The sequence below is a fragment of the Streptomyces sp. NPDC051684 genome, assembly GCF_044453445.1.
Classification (GTDB): domain Bacteria; phylum Actinomycetota; class Actinomycetes; order Streptomycetales; family Streptomycetaceae; genus Streptomyces.
This window is the reverse complement of record NZ_JBITCS010000002.1, coordinates 18,233-32,829: the sequence shown is the minus strand read 5'-3', so window position 1 is coordinate 32,829 and position 14,597 is coordinate 18,233. Positions and strand designations below refer to the sequence as shown.

Here is a 14,597-nt window from a genome sequence, read left to right as displayed (position 1 = left end):
TGGGGGGGGGGGGGGGGGGCCCCCGGGGGGGGGGGGCGGGGCGGGCGGGGGGGGGCGGGGGGGGGGGGCCGGGGGGGCGGGGGGGGGGGGGCCCGGGGGGGGGGGGGGGCGGGCGCCCCCCCCCCCACCGGGCAGGGCCTGACGACAGGCCCTGGGGCTCACTTGTTCAGGTTCGCCCAGAACTCGTCGAACGAGAGCCGCTTGTCCCCGTTGGCGTCCTGCTCGGCGATGAGGACCTCGGCCACGGAGTCCGTGACGTTGAAGTCGCCCATCTGCGCCATGGCGCTCTTGTACTCGGCCGCCGTGATGAAGCCGTCGCCGTCCGCGTCGAACCGCTCGAACGCCTTGCGTGCTTCCTCTATGTCCGCCACCGGGTCACCCCTCGTTTTTCGCACTGCCGTGTTGACGGTGGTCAGATTACTCGGCGACCCGAGCGCGCAGTGCGGCGAGTACCCAGGCGAACTCCTCGTGGTGCGGCCGCTCCGGGGCGCCGCCCTTGAGGACGCCGAGCAGTTCGCGGTAGCGGGCCACCTCGTCGTTCATGGTGGCGAGCAGCCGGTCGAGGACGGCCGAGCGGTCGGCGTCGCCGAGCAGTTCCTGGAGGACGGGTTCCGCCTCCGGCGACCGCGGGGCGACCCCTGCGCGCAGCGCGTCGCCCGCGAGCGCGACGAGCCTGGCCAGGAACTGCATGGAGGCGCCGGCGGCGTCCTCGGGGGCGCGGTCGGCCGCGTTGTACTCGGCGGCCTGCCGCATGCGGGCCTTGAACGCCGGGTCCTGGAGCAGTTCGGCCAGCTCCACCCAGGCGTCGACCTGCTCGGGCGTCGGCTCGTCGGGCAGGCCCGCGCTCATGCCCCGCATCCGTTCCTGGACCACGGGGTCGACGGCGTCCAGGCCGTGCAGCATCTCGTCGGCGAACTCGTCCATGATCCGCTTGCGCTCGGCGGTGGACTGCCGTGCCATCTTGTTCATCAGGGCCATCTCCTCGGCGCTCGAATTCCGTTTGGCGACCGTCGACAGCACGGCCCGGTTGAGCCGCAGCAGCTGGATCTGCGCGTCGAGCGCCGCCACGTGCGCGGCGGCGACGGAGCCGATGTCCCGTTCCCCGGAGAGGATCTTCCGTACGTCGTCCAGGCCGAGGCCCAGCTCGCGCAGGGTGTGGATCAGCTCCAGGCGGGCCACGGACTCGGCGTCGTAGAGCCGGTAGCCGCCCTCACTGCGGGTCACGGGATGCAGAACGCCCTCGTCGGACCAGAACCGGATGGTGCGCACCGTGAGGCCGGTGCGGCGGGCCAGCTGTCCGATCGTGAGCAGCCGCGGGCCGTCGTCGATCATGTCGAGGAGTCTGGGCCTTCCAGTGGGTGGAGACTCAAGCCCAGCGTACGAGGCACTTCCCGGACGGGGCGGGGTCAGCGGTCGGCGACACGCATTTCGAACCAGGTCGTCTTGCCGCGCGGCAGCAGGTCGACGCCCCAGCGGTCGGAGAGCTTGTCGACGAGGAAGAGGCCGCGGCCGGAGACGTCCATCTCGTGCACCGGCATCAGGCAGGGCAGTCCGCGGGACGGGTCGCGCACCTCGATGCGGATCCAGCCGCGGCGGCGCAGCATGCGCAGGCCGAAGTGGCGGGCCCCGGTGTGCCGCACGGCGTTGCCGACGAGTTCGGAGACGAGCAGGACGCCGTCCTCGGTCATCTTCGGGGAGAGGCCCCAGTGGCGCAGGACGACGACCTGCGCGAGCCGTCGCGCGGTCGCGGCCGATTCGGGGCGCGACGGCAGTGACACCTCCGCCTCGGCCGGGTTTCCGAACAACTCCAGTGCCCTCAGGGCGTGTTCGTCCTCGACCGCGGGAGACCAGCGCGCCGCGGTCGCACTCGCGTGCCGCCGCGGTTGTTCCACACCCTCAAGCCCCGCCATGCCTCCATGATGGGGCCATGGAGCCCCACGTGGGGCCGTTCCGACGGAATAAGCCCCCCGGAACGCTTCGTTCCGGAGGGCTGTTTGGGCATATGCCTTTGGCAGTACAGGGGCCTCGACACCCCGGTTGAGCTGCACAAACGCGCCGCCACATCATCGCGGTTGATCGTTTGCCGCCGAACGCGCTTAAGATTCGCTTAAGGTTCGGATAATGCTCCCCGAACGAGCGAACTGATCAACTGGGCTTGCCCGCAAGGTATTTGACGGGTCGTTCGGCGGCTTCGGGAGCACGTGTCAGGCGAACTTCGCCTTCCCCGGCCCGTCCTCCACGAAGCTGCGCATACCGGTCTCCCGGTCCTGGGTGGCGAACAGGCCTGCGAACCAGTTGCGTTCGATCGCCAGACCCGTGTCGAGGTCCGTCTCCAGGCCCGTGTCGATCGACTCCTTCGCCGCGCGCAGAGCGATCGCGGGGCCCTTGGCGAGCTGCCCGGCCCAGTCGTTCGCGGCGTCGAAGACCTCGGCGGCCGGGACCACCCGGTCGACGAGCCCGAGCGCGAGCGCCTCCTCGGCGCGCACCTGGCGGCCCGTGAAGATCAGGTCCTTGGCCTTGGACGGGCCGACGAGCCGCGACAGGCGCTGGGTGCCGCCGGCGCCGGGGATCAGGCCGAGCAGGATCTCCGGCTGCCCGAGCTTGGCGTTGTCCGCGGCGATCCGGAAGTCGGCGCACAGCGCCAGCTCGCAGCCGCCGCCGAGCGCGTAACCGGTGACGGCGGCGACGACGGGCTTCGGGATGCGGGCGACCGCGGTGAACGAGTCCTGCAACCCGCGGGAGCGCGCGACCATGGCCGCGTGGTCCATCTCCCGCATCTCCTTGATGTCCGCGCCGGCCGCGAACACCTTCTCGCTGCCGCGGATCACCACGGCCCGGATGTCGTCCCGGGCCGTGGCCTCCTCCGCGAGTTCCTTGATGCGGTCCTGGACGGCGACGTCCAGGGCGTTCATCGGGGGGCGGTCCAGACGGATGGTCCCGACGCCGTCGGCTACTTCAAGGTGAACGGTCATGCGGCGCAGCGTACCCAGTTGATCGTCGCGGTCCACCGGGGGTGCGGTCGCGGGGCGCTGCCCCGGACCCCGCTGCTCAACCGCCGCAGGGGCTTGTTCCGGTCACTTCTTCCAGTCCGCCCAGGACATGTTCCAGCCGCTCAGGCCGTTGGCCGGGTCCACCGTCTTGTCGTGGGTGTTCTTGACCACCACCACGTCGCCCGTCATCGACTGGTCGAAGAACCACGCGGCCGGGACCTTCTTGTCGTAGCCGCCGCGGACGTCGCGCAGACCGATGCAGCCGTGGCTGGAGTTGACGTTGCCGAAGGTGCCGCCGCCCCAGTAGTTGCCGTGGATGAACGTGCCGGAGTCGGTCAGGCGCTGGGCGTGCGGGACGTCCTTGATGTCGTACTCGCCGCCGTAGCCGACCGTCTCGCCGTTCATGCGGGTCACGCGAAGGCGTTCGCTGATCACCATCGTGCCGTTCCACGTCTCGTAGCCCGGCTTGCCCGTGGTGATCGGGATCTTCTTGACGGTCTTGCCGTCGCGCTTGACCGTCATCATGTGCGTCTTGGCGTCGACGGTGGAGATCTGGCTGCGGCCGACGGTGAACTTCACCGTCCTGACCTGCTTGCCGTAGACGCCGGGACGGCCCTCGACGCCGTCGAGGTTCATCTTGACGGTGACCTTGGTGCCCTTCGCCCAGTACTTCTCCGGGCGGAAGTCGATGCGGTCGTTGCCGAACCAGTGGCCCTCGACCGGGACGGAGGGCTCGGCCTTGACCGAGATCGCCTTCTCGACGTCCTCGGGGTGCGTGATACCGCGCGAGAAGCGGACCGAGAACGGCATGCCGACGCCGACCTTCGTGCCGTCCTCCGGCGTGAACGTGCCGATGAAGGTGTTCTTCGGCGTGAGCGTGGTGAACGTGGAGTCCTTGGCGGACGCGCGGCCCGCCTTGTCCTTGGCGACCGCGTGCACCTTGTACTCGGTCGAGGCGGCGAGATGCCGCTCCGGGGCCCAGCTCCTGCCGCCGTCGGTGATCGCGCCCTGCACCTCGTTGCCCTTGGTGTCTGCGACCTTCACCTCGGTCAGCTTGCCCTTGTCGGCGGTGACCTTGAGGGTCCCGCTGGTCGCGACGTCGTCTGCGCCGTTCTTGGGTGCCACCTTCACCACGGCCTGCGACTCCTTGGTCGCCGCGGCCGCCTTGCCTGATGTCCCCTTGCCGTCGCCGGAACCGCCGCCGCCCCCGCACGCGGTGACAAGGAAGAGTGCCGCCCCCAGCAGAGCCGCGGATATCGGTCGTCGCCCGTTCAAGATCTTTCTCCCCTCGCACGGCCTTGCCCCAAGGCCCGCACTGCCGCGCCTGCACGCGCGCACTGCGAAAGATAACCACACGACCTGGGGAAACGGATCCCCAGGGATGTCACCGTTTCGTCCCAACAGCGGGGAGGACGCCCGACTTTCGGCTACCGCGAAACCGCTCCCCCGGCCTTCCAGCGCGCCCAGTCCATGTTCCAGCCACCCATCCCGTTGTCCGGGGCCACCTTCTTGTCGGCGCTGTTCCTGACCTCCACCACGTCGCCGATGAGGCTACGGTCGAAGAACCACCCGGCGGGCGTACCGGAGCCGCCGCCCTTCACGTCGCGCAGGCCCACGCAGCCGTGGCTGACGTTGCTGCGCCCGAAGACGCCGCCCGACCAGTAGTTGCCGTGCAGGAACGTGCCGGAGTCGGTGAGCCGGATGGCGTGCGGCACGTCGGGGATGTCGTACTCGCCTCCGAAGCCGACGGTGCGGCTGTCCATGCGGGTGACGTCGAGCATCTCGCTGACGACCATCTTCCCGTTGTACGTCGTCGAGCCGGGCGCGCCCGCCGTGATGGGCAAGGTGTCCACCACCTTGCCGCCCCTGCGCACCTTCATGGTGTGCGCCGCCGCGTCCACCACGCTGACCTGGCTGCGGCCGACCGTGAACGTGAAGGCCTTGTCCTGGAGGCCGTAGACGCCGGGCGCCGCCTGCACGTCGCGCAGGCCCAGGTCGACGGTGACCTCGGTGCCCGGCTTCCAGTAGTGCTTCGGCCGGAAGTCCAGGCGGTTCCCGCCGAACCAGTGCGGGGCGATCCGCACGCCGGGCTCGGCGGTGACCCTGATCGCACGCTGCACCGCGGCCCGGTTCTCGATCTCCCGGTTGAACGCGACCTTCACGATCATCCCAGTGCCGACCCTGGCGCGGTGCTCGGGCGTGACGTAGCCGATGAAGCGCTTGTCGGGGACGTACGTCGTGAACGTGGTGTGCCGGGCCACCCGGCGGCCCTGGCCGTCCAGGGCGACCGCGTCGACCTTGTACTGCGCGGCGAGCGCGAGGCGGTCCCCTTCGGGGCCCGTGGGGCGCCAGCGCATCGCGTCGTGCTCCAGGCGGCCCGGGACGGCCCGCTCCTCGGCGTCCTGGACCCGGACGACCTTGACCGACTCCAACCGGCCCTCGGGGACGGTGACTTGAAGACGTTCCCGCGCCCGCACCGCCTTCGTCCCGTACCCGGGCGTGACCCGGATCAGCTCCTTCGCGGACCGCGGCTTGCCGAACACCGTGTCGCCGCCCCCGCATCCGGCGAGCGCGCCCATCAGTCCCGCCCAGGTCAGTACGGCGCCCAGCGTCGCCCCTGCGTGCCGCGCACGCCTCACAGCTCTACTCACGCCAAGGGCAACGACGTGTCCCCCGCTGGGGAAACGTGAGTGCGAGCGAAGCTCTGGGCAGAACAGGGGGAGGAAGCAGGGCGAGCGCGGCCGGGACGCCGGGCGCCCCGCTGTCCAGGATCCATGGAGCCGCGGGAGGCCGTCAGGTGTCGAGCGCACCCGAGCAGGAGGCAGTTCAGAGCGCGCCGCGCGCGGGCAACGGCAGAGCGCTGCCGGCCCCGTTCAGCGGCCGCAACCGCGAGCGGGAGCGCGTGTCCGCACTGGAACCGGTGTGGCCGGGCACGCCCGTGCCGCTCGGCGCCCGCTTCCGGGTCGGCCCGGACGGGGTCGCGGGCACCAACTTCGCGCTGTGGGCGGGCGGCGCCGAATCCGTCGAGCTGTGCCTGTTCGACGAGGAGGGGCGGGAACGCCGGGCGCCGCTCACCGAGTTGACGCACGAGATCTGGCACGGCTTCGTGCCGGGCGTGCTGCCCGGGCAGCGCTACGGCTTCCGGGTGCACGGCCGCTGGGACCCGTGGACGGGCGCCCGCTGGAACCCGGCGAAGCTGCTGCTCGACCCGTACGCGCGGGCGGTGGACGGCGAGTTCGGCCTGCCGCCCGAGGTGTACGGGCACGTACGGGACTGGCCCGAGCAGCACGTCGCCGACACGGTGCGCGACGACCGGGACTCGGCACCGCACGTCCCCAAGGGTGTCGTCGTGCACGACGACGCGTCCGGCGACGAGTGGGTGGACGACCGGCGGCCGAAGACACCGTGGGCGGACTCGGTGATCTACGAGCTGCACGTGCGCGGCTTCACCCGCCGGCACCCGGGGATCCCGGAGGAATTGCGGGGCACGTACGCGGGGCTCGCGCACCCGGCCGCGATCGAGCACCTGGTGAAGCTGGGCGTGACGGCGGTGGAACTGCTGCCCGTGCACCAGTTCGCGCACGAGGACCATCTGCTGCGCCGGGGCCTGCGCAACTACTGGGGCTACAACTCCATCGGCTACTTCGCCCCGCACGCGGGCTACGCGGCGTCCGGCACGGGCGGGCAGCAGGTCGGCGAGTTCAAGCGGATGGTGCGGGCGCTGCACGACGCGGGGATCGAGGTCATCCTCGACGTCGTCTACAACCACACGGCCGAGGCGGGCGAGTTGGGCCCGATGCTGTCCCTGAAGGGCATCGACAACCGTGGCTACTACCGCCTCCAGGACGACGCCCGCCGCTACGCCGACTACACGGGCTGCGGCAACACCCTGCACGTGGTGCAGCCGCAGGTGCTGAGGCTGATCACGGACTCGCTGCGGTACTGGGTCACGGAGATGGGCGTCGACGGCTTCCGCTTCGACCTCGCCGCGGCGCTCGCCCGCTCCATGCACGACGTCGACATGCTCTCCCCCTTCCTCGCGGTCATCGCGCAGGACCCGGTGCTGCGCCGCGTGAAGCTGATCGCCGAGCCGTGGGACGTGGGCTCGGGCGGCTACCAGGTCGGCTCCTTCCCGCCCCTGTGGACGGAGTGGAACGACCGCTACCGCGACGCCGTGCGCGACTTCTGGCGCGGCGCGCTGCCCGACGTGCGGGACCTCGGGTACCGCCTGTCGGGCTCCAGCGACCTGTACGCGTGGGGCGGGCGCCGCCCGTACGCCTCGGTCAACTTCATCACCGCGCACGACGGCTTCACCCTGCGCGACCTCGTCTCCTACGAGCGCAAGCACAACGAGGCGAACGGCGAGGGCAACCGGGACGGCACGCACGACAACCGCGCCTGGAACTGCGGCGTCGAGGGCGAGACCGCCGACGAGGACGTACGGGCCCTGCGCAGACGGCAGTTGCGCAACCTGCTGACGACGCTGCTGCTGTCGACCGGGGTTCCGATGCTGGTGGCGGGCGACGAGTTCGGGCGCACGCAGCGCGGCAACAACAACGCGTACTGCCAGGACAACGAGATCAGCTGGGTCGACTGGGGACTGCTCGACGACCCCGGCTGCCGGGAGCTGTTCGCGCTGGCGGCACGGCTCGTCGCACTGCGGCACGCGCACCCGGTGCTGCGGCGCCGGGCCTTCTTCTCCGGCCGCGCGTACTCGGCGGACGGGCTGCGCGACCTGGCGTGGTTCACCTCGCGGGGCGCCGAGATGACGGAGGGCGACTGGTACGCGCCCGCCGCCACGGTCGGCATGTATCTGTCGGGGCGCGACATCCCCGGCCGCGACGCACGCGGCGAGCCGGTGCGCGACGACAGCTTCCTCGCGGTCCTGCACGCGGGCGACCGGGCCGAGCCCTTCGTGCTGCCTGGCGAGCCCTGGGCCCGCTCGTACGAGGTGGTGGTGGACACCGGCGCGGAGGAGCAGGGCGCGGCGCCGGCCGTACTGCACGAGGCCGGCGCCACGGTCACGGTGGAGGCGAGGACAGTGCTGCTCCTGAAGGTCAGGGCGTAGCGCCCGCGGGGCGCGGCTCACCCGCGTAGGTGCCGAAGGACCACAGGTTGCCCTCCGGGTCGGCGATCGCGAACTCGCGGCTGCCGTACGGCTGGTCCTCGATCTCGCGGACGATCTTGACGCCCGCGTCGACGAGCCGCGCGTACAGCTCGTCGACGCGGGCGGTCACGACGTAGCCGCCGAAGCTGCCCGGCTTGACGCACCAGGTGCCCGGCTCGGCGTCCGGCTTGTGGGAGCCGAGCATGATCGCGCCGCCCTCGGGCCAGTCGAGCTGGGCGTGGGCGACGCGGTCGCCGTCCTCGTAGACGACGGTGCGCAGGAAGCCGACGGTATTCACGAGGAAGTCGATGAGCGCGGGCGCGTCGGTCGCCTGGAGAGTGGGCCAGACGGCGGGCTCGCGCGGGGTCTGCTGGGTGCTCTGTGTGGTGTTCATGGCTCCGAGTCTTCGCCGTTGTGGTGTCCCCCGGCTTGGATGTTTCGGCACTCCTCGGCGAGCCAGCCGGTCGGGCTCAGGCCCGTGTACTGGCGGAAGTCGCGGACCAGGTGCGAGTGGTCGCAGTAGCCGTGCTCGGCGGCGACGCGGGACAGGTCCGGCGGGGCGCCCGCGGCGACGGCGCGCACGACGGCGGCCTTCGCGTGCTGGAAGCGCATCAGGCGGGCGGCCTGTTTGGGGCTCAGGCCCGTCTCGGCGCGGAACAGCGTGGTGAGGCGGCGCTCGCTGAGGGCGACGTGCGCGGCGAGTCCCCGCAGGGTGCCCGCGCCGCGGTGCCGGGCGAGCCACGTCCACGCCTCGGCGACCTCGGGGCGCACTCCGGCCAGCGGGTCCCCGGCCGTCCGCCGCGCCACATAGGCGGAGACGAGGTCGAAGCGGGCCTGCCAGTCGTCTAGCCCGGCCAGCTCCTCCCGTAGGAGGGCCGCCGTCCGGCCGAGCACGTCCGTGCCCTCGACCGCCACGGGCCCCGCGAGCTCGGCCGCAGGCGCCCCGAGCAGCGCGCGGGCCGCGAGCGGGTGCACCGCGAGCTGGATGCCGGACTCGGAGCCGGACTGCGCGATGTACTCGGGGCTCTGGTGCAGGCCGCCCACGACGATGTCCGTGCGCACCGCGTCGGGGCCCAGCGCCTCCTCGGGAGTGTGGCCGCCGACGACCGGCTCGTCGAGGGTGAAGATCACCGTGAGGTACGGGGAGGGCAGTCCGCGGTGGACCGAGGGAGACAGGCCCCGGGTGCGGTAGCCGACCGCCGAGACGATCGGGCCGCCGGACCGTGGCGTCGCGCGGACGAACTCCTGGGAGCCGGTGCTCATGCCTCCAGTATGCGAAGGGTCCGGCCGGCACGCGAAGGCTTCGGCAAAGGGGCCTACCCGCGCCGCGCGGTCGCATGCCGGCCACGGACGGTGACTTCGATCATGGGAATCCGGGCTCCGTGGCTCTAGGGTGGCGCGCCGTGACCGAAGCCAGCAGAAACCCCTCGCGCAAGAAACCCCTCCTCCTCGGCGCCGTGGGCGCCGCCCTCGCCGCGGCGCTCGCCACCACGGTGGCGTGGCCGGACACCGAGGCGACGGCCGCCACCGGACGGGACGCGACGGCGCGGACCGTCGCCGCCCAGCTGAAGCACTGGCCGCGGGCGCAGGCGAAGCAGCTCGCCCGGGTCGTGGCGGCGCACGAGGGCGAGAAGGGCGCGTACGCGACGTTCGACGCGGACAACACGACGTACCGCAACGACCTGGAGGAGTCGCTGCTGCCGTTCCTGGAGCAGAAGGGCGTCCTGACGCGGGACACGATGGACCCGTCGCTGAAGGTGATCCCCTTCAAGGACACGGCGGACCACAAGGAGACCCTCACCGAGTACTACAACCGGCTGTGCGAGGTCGACGACCAGGTCTGCTATCCGTGGGCCGCGCAGATCTTCTCCGGATTCACGCTGAAGCAACTCAAGGTGTACGTCGACGAGTTGCTGGCCCACAAGGGGGATCTGCCGGGCGGCGCGAAGCCGCCGGAGTTCTCGGAGGGGATGCGCGAGCTGTACCACGCGCTGCGCTCGCACGGCATCGAGGTGTACGTCGTGAGCGCCGCGAGCGAGGACCTCGTCCGCATGGTGCTGGCCGACCCGAAGTACGGCTACGACGTGAAGCCGGAGAACGTCCTCGGGGTCGCCGCGCTCCTGAAGGACCGCAAGACGGGCGACGTGACGAGCTCGCGGAAGGAGATCGCCGCCGGGACGTTCGACCAGAAGGCCCTTCAGGAGCGGGAGTTGACGCCGTCGCTGTGGGCCCCGGCGACCTGGTACGAGGGCAAGCCCGCCGCCATCAGCACGTACATCGACGCCTGGAAGAAGCCGGTCCTCGCCGCCGGGGACACGCCCAAGAGCGACGGTCCGATGCTCTTCCGCTCGGTGGACGTGGCGCACGGCGGGGTGCGCGTGTGGGTCAACCGCAAGGACAGCTACATGAAGGAGCTGGACGGCATGAAGGCGGACGGGGTGAAGCGGCAGCGGGAGCTGGGCCAGAAGGCGACCGCCGACAAGCGGTGGGTGACGGTGACACCGGACCAGATCCGCTGAGCCGTCGGGCCTCCAGCCTTCGGGCCTTCGGGCCTCAGCCGAGGATCTTGCGGTCGTAGGCCACGGCGACCGCCGCCGCCCGGTCCTTCACGCCCAACTTGCCGTAGATGTGCGTGAGATGGGTCTTCACCGTGGCCTCGCTGATGAACAGCTCGCGGGCGATCTCCTTGTTCGACGTGCCGCGCGCGACCAGCACCAGGACCTCCCGCTCGCGCGCGGAGAGCGTCTCGTCGGTGCCGGGCGCGGGCGTGCGCACGGCCGTGACCAGGCGGGACGCGACCGCGGGCGAGAGGACGGTGCGGCCGTCGGCGGCGGCCCGCACCGCCGTGAACAGCTCCTCGCGCGGGGCGTCCTTCAGCAGGTATCCGGTCGCGCCGGCCTCGATCGCGGGCAGCGTGTCGGAGTCCGTGTCGTACGTGGTGAGGACCAGGACGCGGGCGCGCACGCCCTGCCTGGCGAGCTCGCGGATCGCGTCGACGCCGTTCCCGCCCGGCATCCGCAGGTCCATCAGGACGACGTCCGGGTCGAGGGCTGCGGCGCGGGCGACGGCCTCCACCCCGTTCGCCGCCTCGCCGAGGACCGTGAAGCCGGTGGTCGATTCGAACATGCCGCGCAGACCGTCCCGTACGACGGGGTGGTCGTCGACGATCAGCAGGCTGATGGCGGGAGGCGTGGGATCACTGGTCATGGCGCACCAACGGTACGTGAGCGGAGATCGCGGTGCCGCCGCCTTCCTCCGACTCGACGGTGACGCCGCCCGCGAGCCGCTCGGCGCGGGCCCGCATCCCGTCGAGACCGAAGCCGCCGCCGCCCGAGCGGGCGGGCACGGCGAGGGGGTCGAAGCCGCGGCCGTCGTCGCGGACATCGAGGGTGACCTGGCCCGCCATGAAGGACAGGGTGACGCCGAGGCGGGTGGCGGCCGCGTGCCGGGCGGCGTTGGACAGTGCCTCCTCGGCGATCCGCAGCAGGCTCGCCTCGATCTCCTCGTGCAGCGGCTCGGCGGTGCCGGTGACGGTGAAGTCGGCGCGCACGCCGGTGCGGGCCGACCATTCGGCGACGGTCTTCTTGAGGGCCTCGGCGAGCGTCGCGTCGTCCAGAGCTGCGGGCGCCAGGTTGTGCACGGAGCGGCGGGCCTCGCCGAGGCTGTGCCGCGCGAGGTCCGCGGCCCGGTCGAGGTGCTCGCGGGAGAGCCGCGGGTCGTCGGTGTTCGCGACGACCTGGAGCTGAGCGATGATCCCGGTCAGCCCCTGGGCGATGGTGTCGTGGATCTCGGCGGCGAGTCGGCGCCGCTCGTCGGAGATGCCGGCCTCCCGCGCCTGGACGAGGAGCTGGGAGTGCAGCTGCGCGTTCTCGTCCAGGGCCTCCTGCAACGCCTTGTTGGCACCCTCCAGTTCGGCGATGGTGGCGACCTGGGCGCGGGTGCGCTCGTACTCCTTCGTGTCGAGGTGGAACATGGCGGCCACCAGACCCAGGTTGATCGCGAGCAGCGCGCCGAACAGGGCCCATTGCGCCGCGTTCTCCGGCGGCAGGCCGCCCGCCTGCGATCCGGCGAGGATCACGGCGGATGCGGCCAGGCCCGGTTTGACCAGGCGGGGCAGCAGGAAGCGGCCGGCGCCGAAGTAGCCCATGGCCGCGTAGAACGCGAAGAGCGGGTTGATCCACGCGAGGCAGAAGGCGAGCGCCCAGCGCAGCCAGTAGTAGACGGTCGTCCCCACCGAGGGGCCCCTGCGGGCGAGGCCGACACGGACGGCGACGCCTTCCAGGACCGCGGCGCCCGCGACGAGGCCCCCCATCACGTACCAGCCGGTACGCCCCACGCCGAAGGCGGCGTTCGTCGGCACCGCCAGCAGCGTGCTGATGGCGAGCATCATGTACGGGGAGTATCGGTGGAAGGCGCGCCAGCGCAGCTCGACGTCCTGGGCTCCGGGGTCGAGCCGCGCCGCGCCGAGGCCGGGCTCCGTCCCGTCGGGGCCTCCCCCTGTCGCGCCGCCGCTGACGGCCCGCCCGCCCCAAGGGGCGACGGCGTGCTCGGCGCGCCGACCGGCACGTCCGCCGGTCTTCCCGTCGCCGTCCGGCCCCGCGCCCGGTCCTCGCCGGTCCCGCTCGTCCATGCCCCCAGTCTGCGCGACCACGCCCGGCTCCCCGGTCATTCCCAGCGGAACCAGCGCGCGGCCGCGCCGGTCAGGCCCGCGGCCCACAGGGCGAGCACGAGCAGGTGCGACCAGCCGGGCCAGTCGCCGGCCGCCGCCTGGTTCAGGGCCTGCGCCGCGGCGCCGAACGGGGTCAGCTCGACGATCCGGGCCAGCGTGTCCGGCATCGCCTGCACCGGCAGCCAGACGCCCGCGCAGAACATCGCGGGGAAGAAGACGACCGAGCCGATCGCGTTGGAGATCTTGGTCGTCCGGGCCCGGGAGGCAATCAGCGCGCCGAGGGCGAGGGAGACGACGACGGACAGGATCAGCGCGAGCAGATAGCCGCCGAACTGCCGCGGCAGCGCCACGTCGAAGGCGATCCGGCCGACGGCGAGACAGACCGCGACCGAGACGAGCACGGCGACGCCGTGGATGCCCATCTGCGCGCCGAGGACGGCCGTCGGCCGCACCGGCGTGGCCGACATGCGGCGCAGGATGCCGCGCTCGCGGTACCCGGTGATGATCGGCGGCATCGACTGGATGCCGCCCGCGATCATGCCGAGCAGCACCGTGACCGGCACGTACGCGTCGACGAGCCGGATGCCGCCGAGCCCGGCGTCGGCCTGCCGGAAGGACGGGATGGAGCCGAGGATCACGAGGAGCAGCACGGGGAACAGCAGGATCCCGAGGAGGCTGCCCGCCTCGCGCCGGAAGAGCGTGAACTCGGCCTTGAGGACGGCCCGGTTGACGGACGCCCGCTCGGCGGGAGCGGTCGCGGTGCTGGTGGGCGCGGTGGCGGTGCTCATGACTGTCCGGCTCCCGTCAGGTCGAGGAACGCGTCGTCCAAGGTGGCGTCGGACACGCGGAGTTGGTGTGCGGTGACGCGGTGCCGGGCGAGCAGCGTGAGGACGGCGTTCACGGTGTCCTCGCCGCCTGTCAGGGTCACCCGGCCGTCCTTGTGCTCCGTGGAGGCGAGGCCCGGCAGCGCGGCGAGTTCGCGCTCGTCGAGCGGCGCGGACGGGGTGAACGAGATGACGGTGGCGCCCGCGGCCTGCCGGATGAGACCGGCCGGGGTGTCGAGCGCGGCGACCCGCCCCTTGTCGATCACGGCGATCCGGTCGCAGAGCCGCTGCGCCTCCTCCATGAAGTGCGTGACGAGCAGGACGGTGACGCCGCTGTCGCGCACCTCCTCGATGAGCTCCCAGGTGTCGCGGCGCGAGCGCGGGTCGAGCCCGGTGGTCAGCTCGTCGAGGACGACGACACGGGGGTTGCCGACGAGCGCGAGCGCGATGAACAGGCGCTGCTTCTGGCCGCCGCTGAGCTTCGCGAACCGGGTGCCGAGCTTGTCGGTGAGCCGCAGCCGGTCGGCGAGCGGCCGCCAGTCGAGAGGCGCCGGATAGAAGGCGGAGTACAGCTCAAGGGCTTCCTTCACGGTCAGCTTCGGCTGGATCTCGCTCTCCTGGAGCTGGGCGCCGAGGATGCCGGTGACCTGTGCGTGATCGCGTACGGGGTCGAGCCCCGCGACCCGGACCCGCCCCTCGTCGGCCGCGCGCAGTCCCTCGACGCATTCGACGGTGGTGGTCTTGCCCGCGCCGTTCGGCCCGAGGATCCCGAAGATCTCGCCCTCGCCGACGGTGAAGGACACCCCGTCGACGACGGCCCGCCCGGCGTACGTCTTGCGCAGCCCTGCGACCTCGATGAGCGGTGCTGTGGTGGTGGTCATGGCATCAAGACTCGCCGCGCGGGCCGGGTCCGGGCATCGGCCATCGCGCTCGAGCACGCATCAGCCGATCGGTTGATGGACGGTACGACTCCGGGGTCCCGCGGGCGCCGGGCCGAAACTCGGTGG

14 protein-coding genes are annotated in these 14,597 nt (G+C 72.0%); 2 read left to right on the top strand and 12 right to left on the bottom strand.

The annotated features are described in order from the left end of the window. Nucleotides 1–158: 158 nt before the first annotated feature. The 6 genes from ACIA8D_RS02640 to ACIA8D_RS02615 form a co-directional block, all read right to left on the bottom strand. Nucleotides 159–371: an EF-hand domain-containing protein gene (locus ACIA8D_RS02640; protein ID WP_399228088.1), complete on the bottom strand. Its 213-nt coding sequence runs from the start codon at nucleotides 369–371 to the stop codon at nucleotides 159–161. Between the two features lie 46 nt (nucleotides 372–417). After that, the gene (locus tag ACIA8D_RS02635) at nucleotides 418–1,332 is read right to left on the bottom strand and encodes a MerR family transcriptional regulator (RefSeq protein ID WP_399228087.1); all 915 of its coding nucleotides are present in this window, start codon (nucleotides 1,330–1,332) and stop codon (nucleotides 418–420) included. 74 nt (nucleotides 1,333–1,406) lie between these two features. Further along, complete coding sequence (locus ACIA8D_RS02630) at nucleotides 1,407–2,015, bottom strand: ATP-binding protein (RefSeq protein WP_399228516.1); 609 nt, start codon at nucleotides 2,013–2,015, stop codon at nucleotides 1,407–1,409. 189 nt (nucleotides 2,016–2,204) lie between these two features. Then, nucleotides 2,205–2,972, bottom strand: a complete 768-nt coding sequence (locus ACIA8D_RS02625) for an enoyl-CoA hydratase/isomerase family protein (protein ID WP_399228086.1) — start codon at nucleotides 2,970–2,972, stop codon at nucleotides 2,205–2,207. Between the two features lie 102 nt (nucleotides 2,973–3,074). Further along, nucleotides 3,075–4,265 (bottom strand): Ig-like domain-containing protein, encoded by a 1,191-nt coding sequence (locus ACIA8D_RS02620; RefSeq protein ID WP_399228085.1) that lies wholly within the window; start codon nucleotides 4,263–4,265, stop codon nucleotides 3,075–3,077. Nucleotides 4,266–4,417: 152 nt separating this feature from the next. Further along, complete coding sequence (locus ACIA8D_RS02615; RefSeq protein ID WP_399228084.1) at nucleotides 4,418–5,641, bottom strand: Ig-like domain-containing protein; 1,224 nt, start codon at nucleotides 5,639–5,641, stop codon at nucleotides 4,418–4,420. Nucleotides 5,642–5,787: 146 nt separating this feature from the next. Here ACIA8D_RS02615 and glgX point away from each other — a divergent pair, with 146 nt between their 5' ends. Beyond that, on the top strand, nucleotides 5,788–8,058 hold the full coding sequence (gene glgX / locus ACIA8D_RS02610; protein WP_399228083.1) for a glycogen debranching protein GlgX: 2,271 nt from the start codon (nucleotides 5,788–5,790) through the stop codon (nucleotides 8,056–8,058). Here glgX and ACIA8D_RS02605 read toward each other — a convergent pair. Both ACIA8D_RS02605 and ACIA8D_RS02600 read right to left on the bottom strand, forming a co-directional pair. After that, the gene (locus tag ACIA8D_RS02605; protein ID WP_399228082.1) at nucleotides 8,048–8,491 is read right to left on the bottom strand and encodes a VOC family protein; all 444 of its coding nucleotides are present in this window, start codon (nucleotides 8,489–8,491) and stop codon (nucleotides 8,048–8,050) included. The two genes, glgX and ACIA8D_RS02605, sit on opposite strands and share 11 nt — an antisense overlap. Continuing rightward, nucleotides 8,488–9,360: a helix-turn-helix domain-containing protein gene (locus ACIA8D_RS02600; protein WP_399228081.1), complete on the bottom strand. Its 873-nt coding sequence runs from the start codon at nucleotides 9,358–9,360 to the stop codon at nucleotides 8,488–8,490. Before ACIA8D_RS02600 ends, ACIA8D_RS02605 begins: the two co-directional genes overlap by 4 nt. Nucleotides 9,361–9,500: 140 nt before the next feature. Between ACIA8D_RS02600 and ACIA8D_RS02595 the strand changes: the two genes are divergently transcribed. Beyond that, entirely contained in the window at nucleotides 9,501–10,616 is a 1,116-nt protein-coding gene (locus tag ACIA8D_RS02595) for a haloacid dehalogenase-like hydrolase (protein WP_399228080.1), read from the top strand. A 34-nt stretch (nucleotides 10,617–10,650) separates the two neighbouring features. Here ACIA8D_RS02595 and ACIA8D_RS02590 read toward each other — a convergent pair whose 3' ends face one another. The 4 genes from ACIA8D_RS02590 to ACIA8D_RS02575 all read right to left on the bottom strand — a co-directional run bounded on the left by ACIA8D_RS02590 (nucleotide 10,651) and on the right by ACIA8D_RS02575 (nucleotide 14,471). After that, complete coding sequence (locus tag ACIA8D_RS02590; RefSeq protein WP_399228079.1) at nucleotides 10,651–11,304, bottom strand: response regulator; 654 nt, start codon at nucleotides 11,302–11,304, stop codon at nucleotides 10,651–10,653. Continuing rightward, nucleotides 11,294–12,487 carry a sensor histidine kinase gene (locus ACIA8D_RS02585; RefSeq protein ID WP_399228514.1) on the bottom strand — a complete coding sequence of 398 codons (1,194 nt, stop codon included), beginning with the start codon at nucleotides 12,485–12,487 and terminating at the stop codon, nucleotides 11,294–11,296. Before ACIA8D_RS02585 ends, ACIA8D_RS02590 begins: the two co-directional genes overlap by 11 nt. A 275-nt stretch (nucleotides 12,488–12,762) precedes the next feature. After that, nucleotides 12,763–13,554 carry an ABC transporter permease gene (locus ACIA8D_RS02580; RefSeq protein WP_399228078.1) on the bottom strand — a complete coding sequence of 264 codons (792 nt, stop codon included), beginning with the start codon at nucleotides 13,552–13,554 and terminating at the stop codon, nucleotides 12,763–12,765. Further along, a complete protein-coding gene (locus tag ACIA8D_RS02575) occupies nucleotides 13,551–14,471 on the bottom strand; it encodes an ATP-binding cassette domain-containing protein (protein ID WP_399228077.1) in 921 nt (306 codons plus the stop codon). Before ACIA8D_RS02575 ends, ACIA8D_RS02580 begins: the two co-directional genes overlap by 4 nt. Nucleotides 14,472–14,597: the final 126 nt, after the last annotated feature.

What these genes read in the sequence shown, in the direction of transcription:
- ACIA8D_RS02585 (WP_399228514.1), bottom strand. Translation starts at nt 12,487, where the DNA reads ATGATGCTCGCCATCAGCACGCTGCTGGCGGTGCCGACGAACGCCGCC.
- ACIA8D_RS02575 (WP_399228077.1), bottom strand. Translation starts at nt 14,471, where the DNA reads ATGACCACCACCACAGCACCGCTCATCGAGGTCGCAGGGCTGCGCAAG.
- ACIA8D_RS02635 (WP_399228087.1), bottom strand. Translation starts at nt 1,332, where the DNA reads ATGATCGACGACGGCCCGCGGCTGCTCACGATCGGACAGCTGGCCCGC.
- ACIA8D_RS02580 (WP_399228078.1), bottom strand. Translation starts at nt 13,554, where the DNA reads ATGAGCACCGCCACCGCGCCCACCAGCACCGCGACCGCTCCCGCCGAG.
- ACIA8D_RS02625 (WP_399228086.1), bottom strand. Translation starts at nt 2,972, where the DNA reads ATGACCGTTCACCTTGAAGTAGCCGACGGCGTCGGGACCATCCGTCTG.
- ACIA8D_RS02600 (WP_399228081.1), bottom strand. Translation starts at nt 9,360, where the DNA reads ATGAGCACCGGCTCCCAGGAGTTCGTCCGCGCGACGCCACGGTCCGGC.
- ACIA8D_RS02590 (WP_399228079.1), bottom strand. Translation starts at nt 11,304, where the DNA reads ATGACCAGTGATCCCACGCCTCCCGCCATCAGCCTGCTGATCGTCGAC.
- ACIA8D_RS02605 (WP_399228082.1), bottom strand. Translation starts at nt 8,491, where the DNA reads ATGAACACCACACAGAGCACCCAGCAGACCCCGCGCGAGCCCGCCGTC.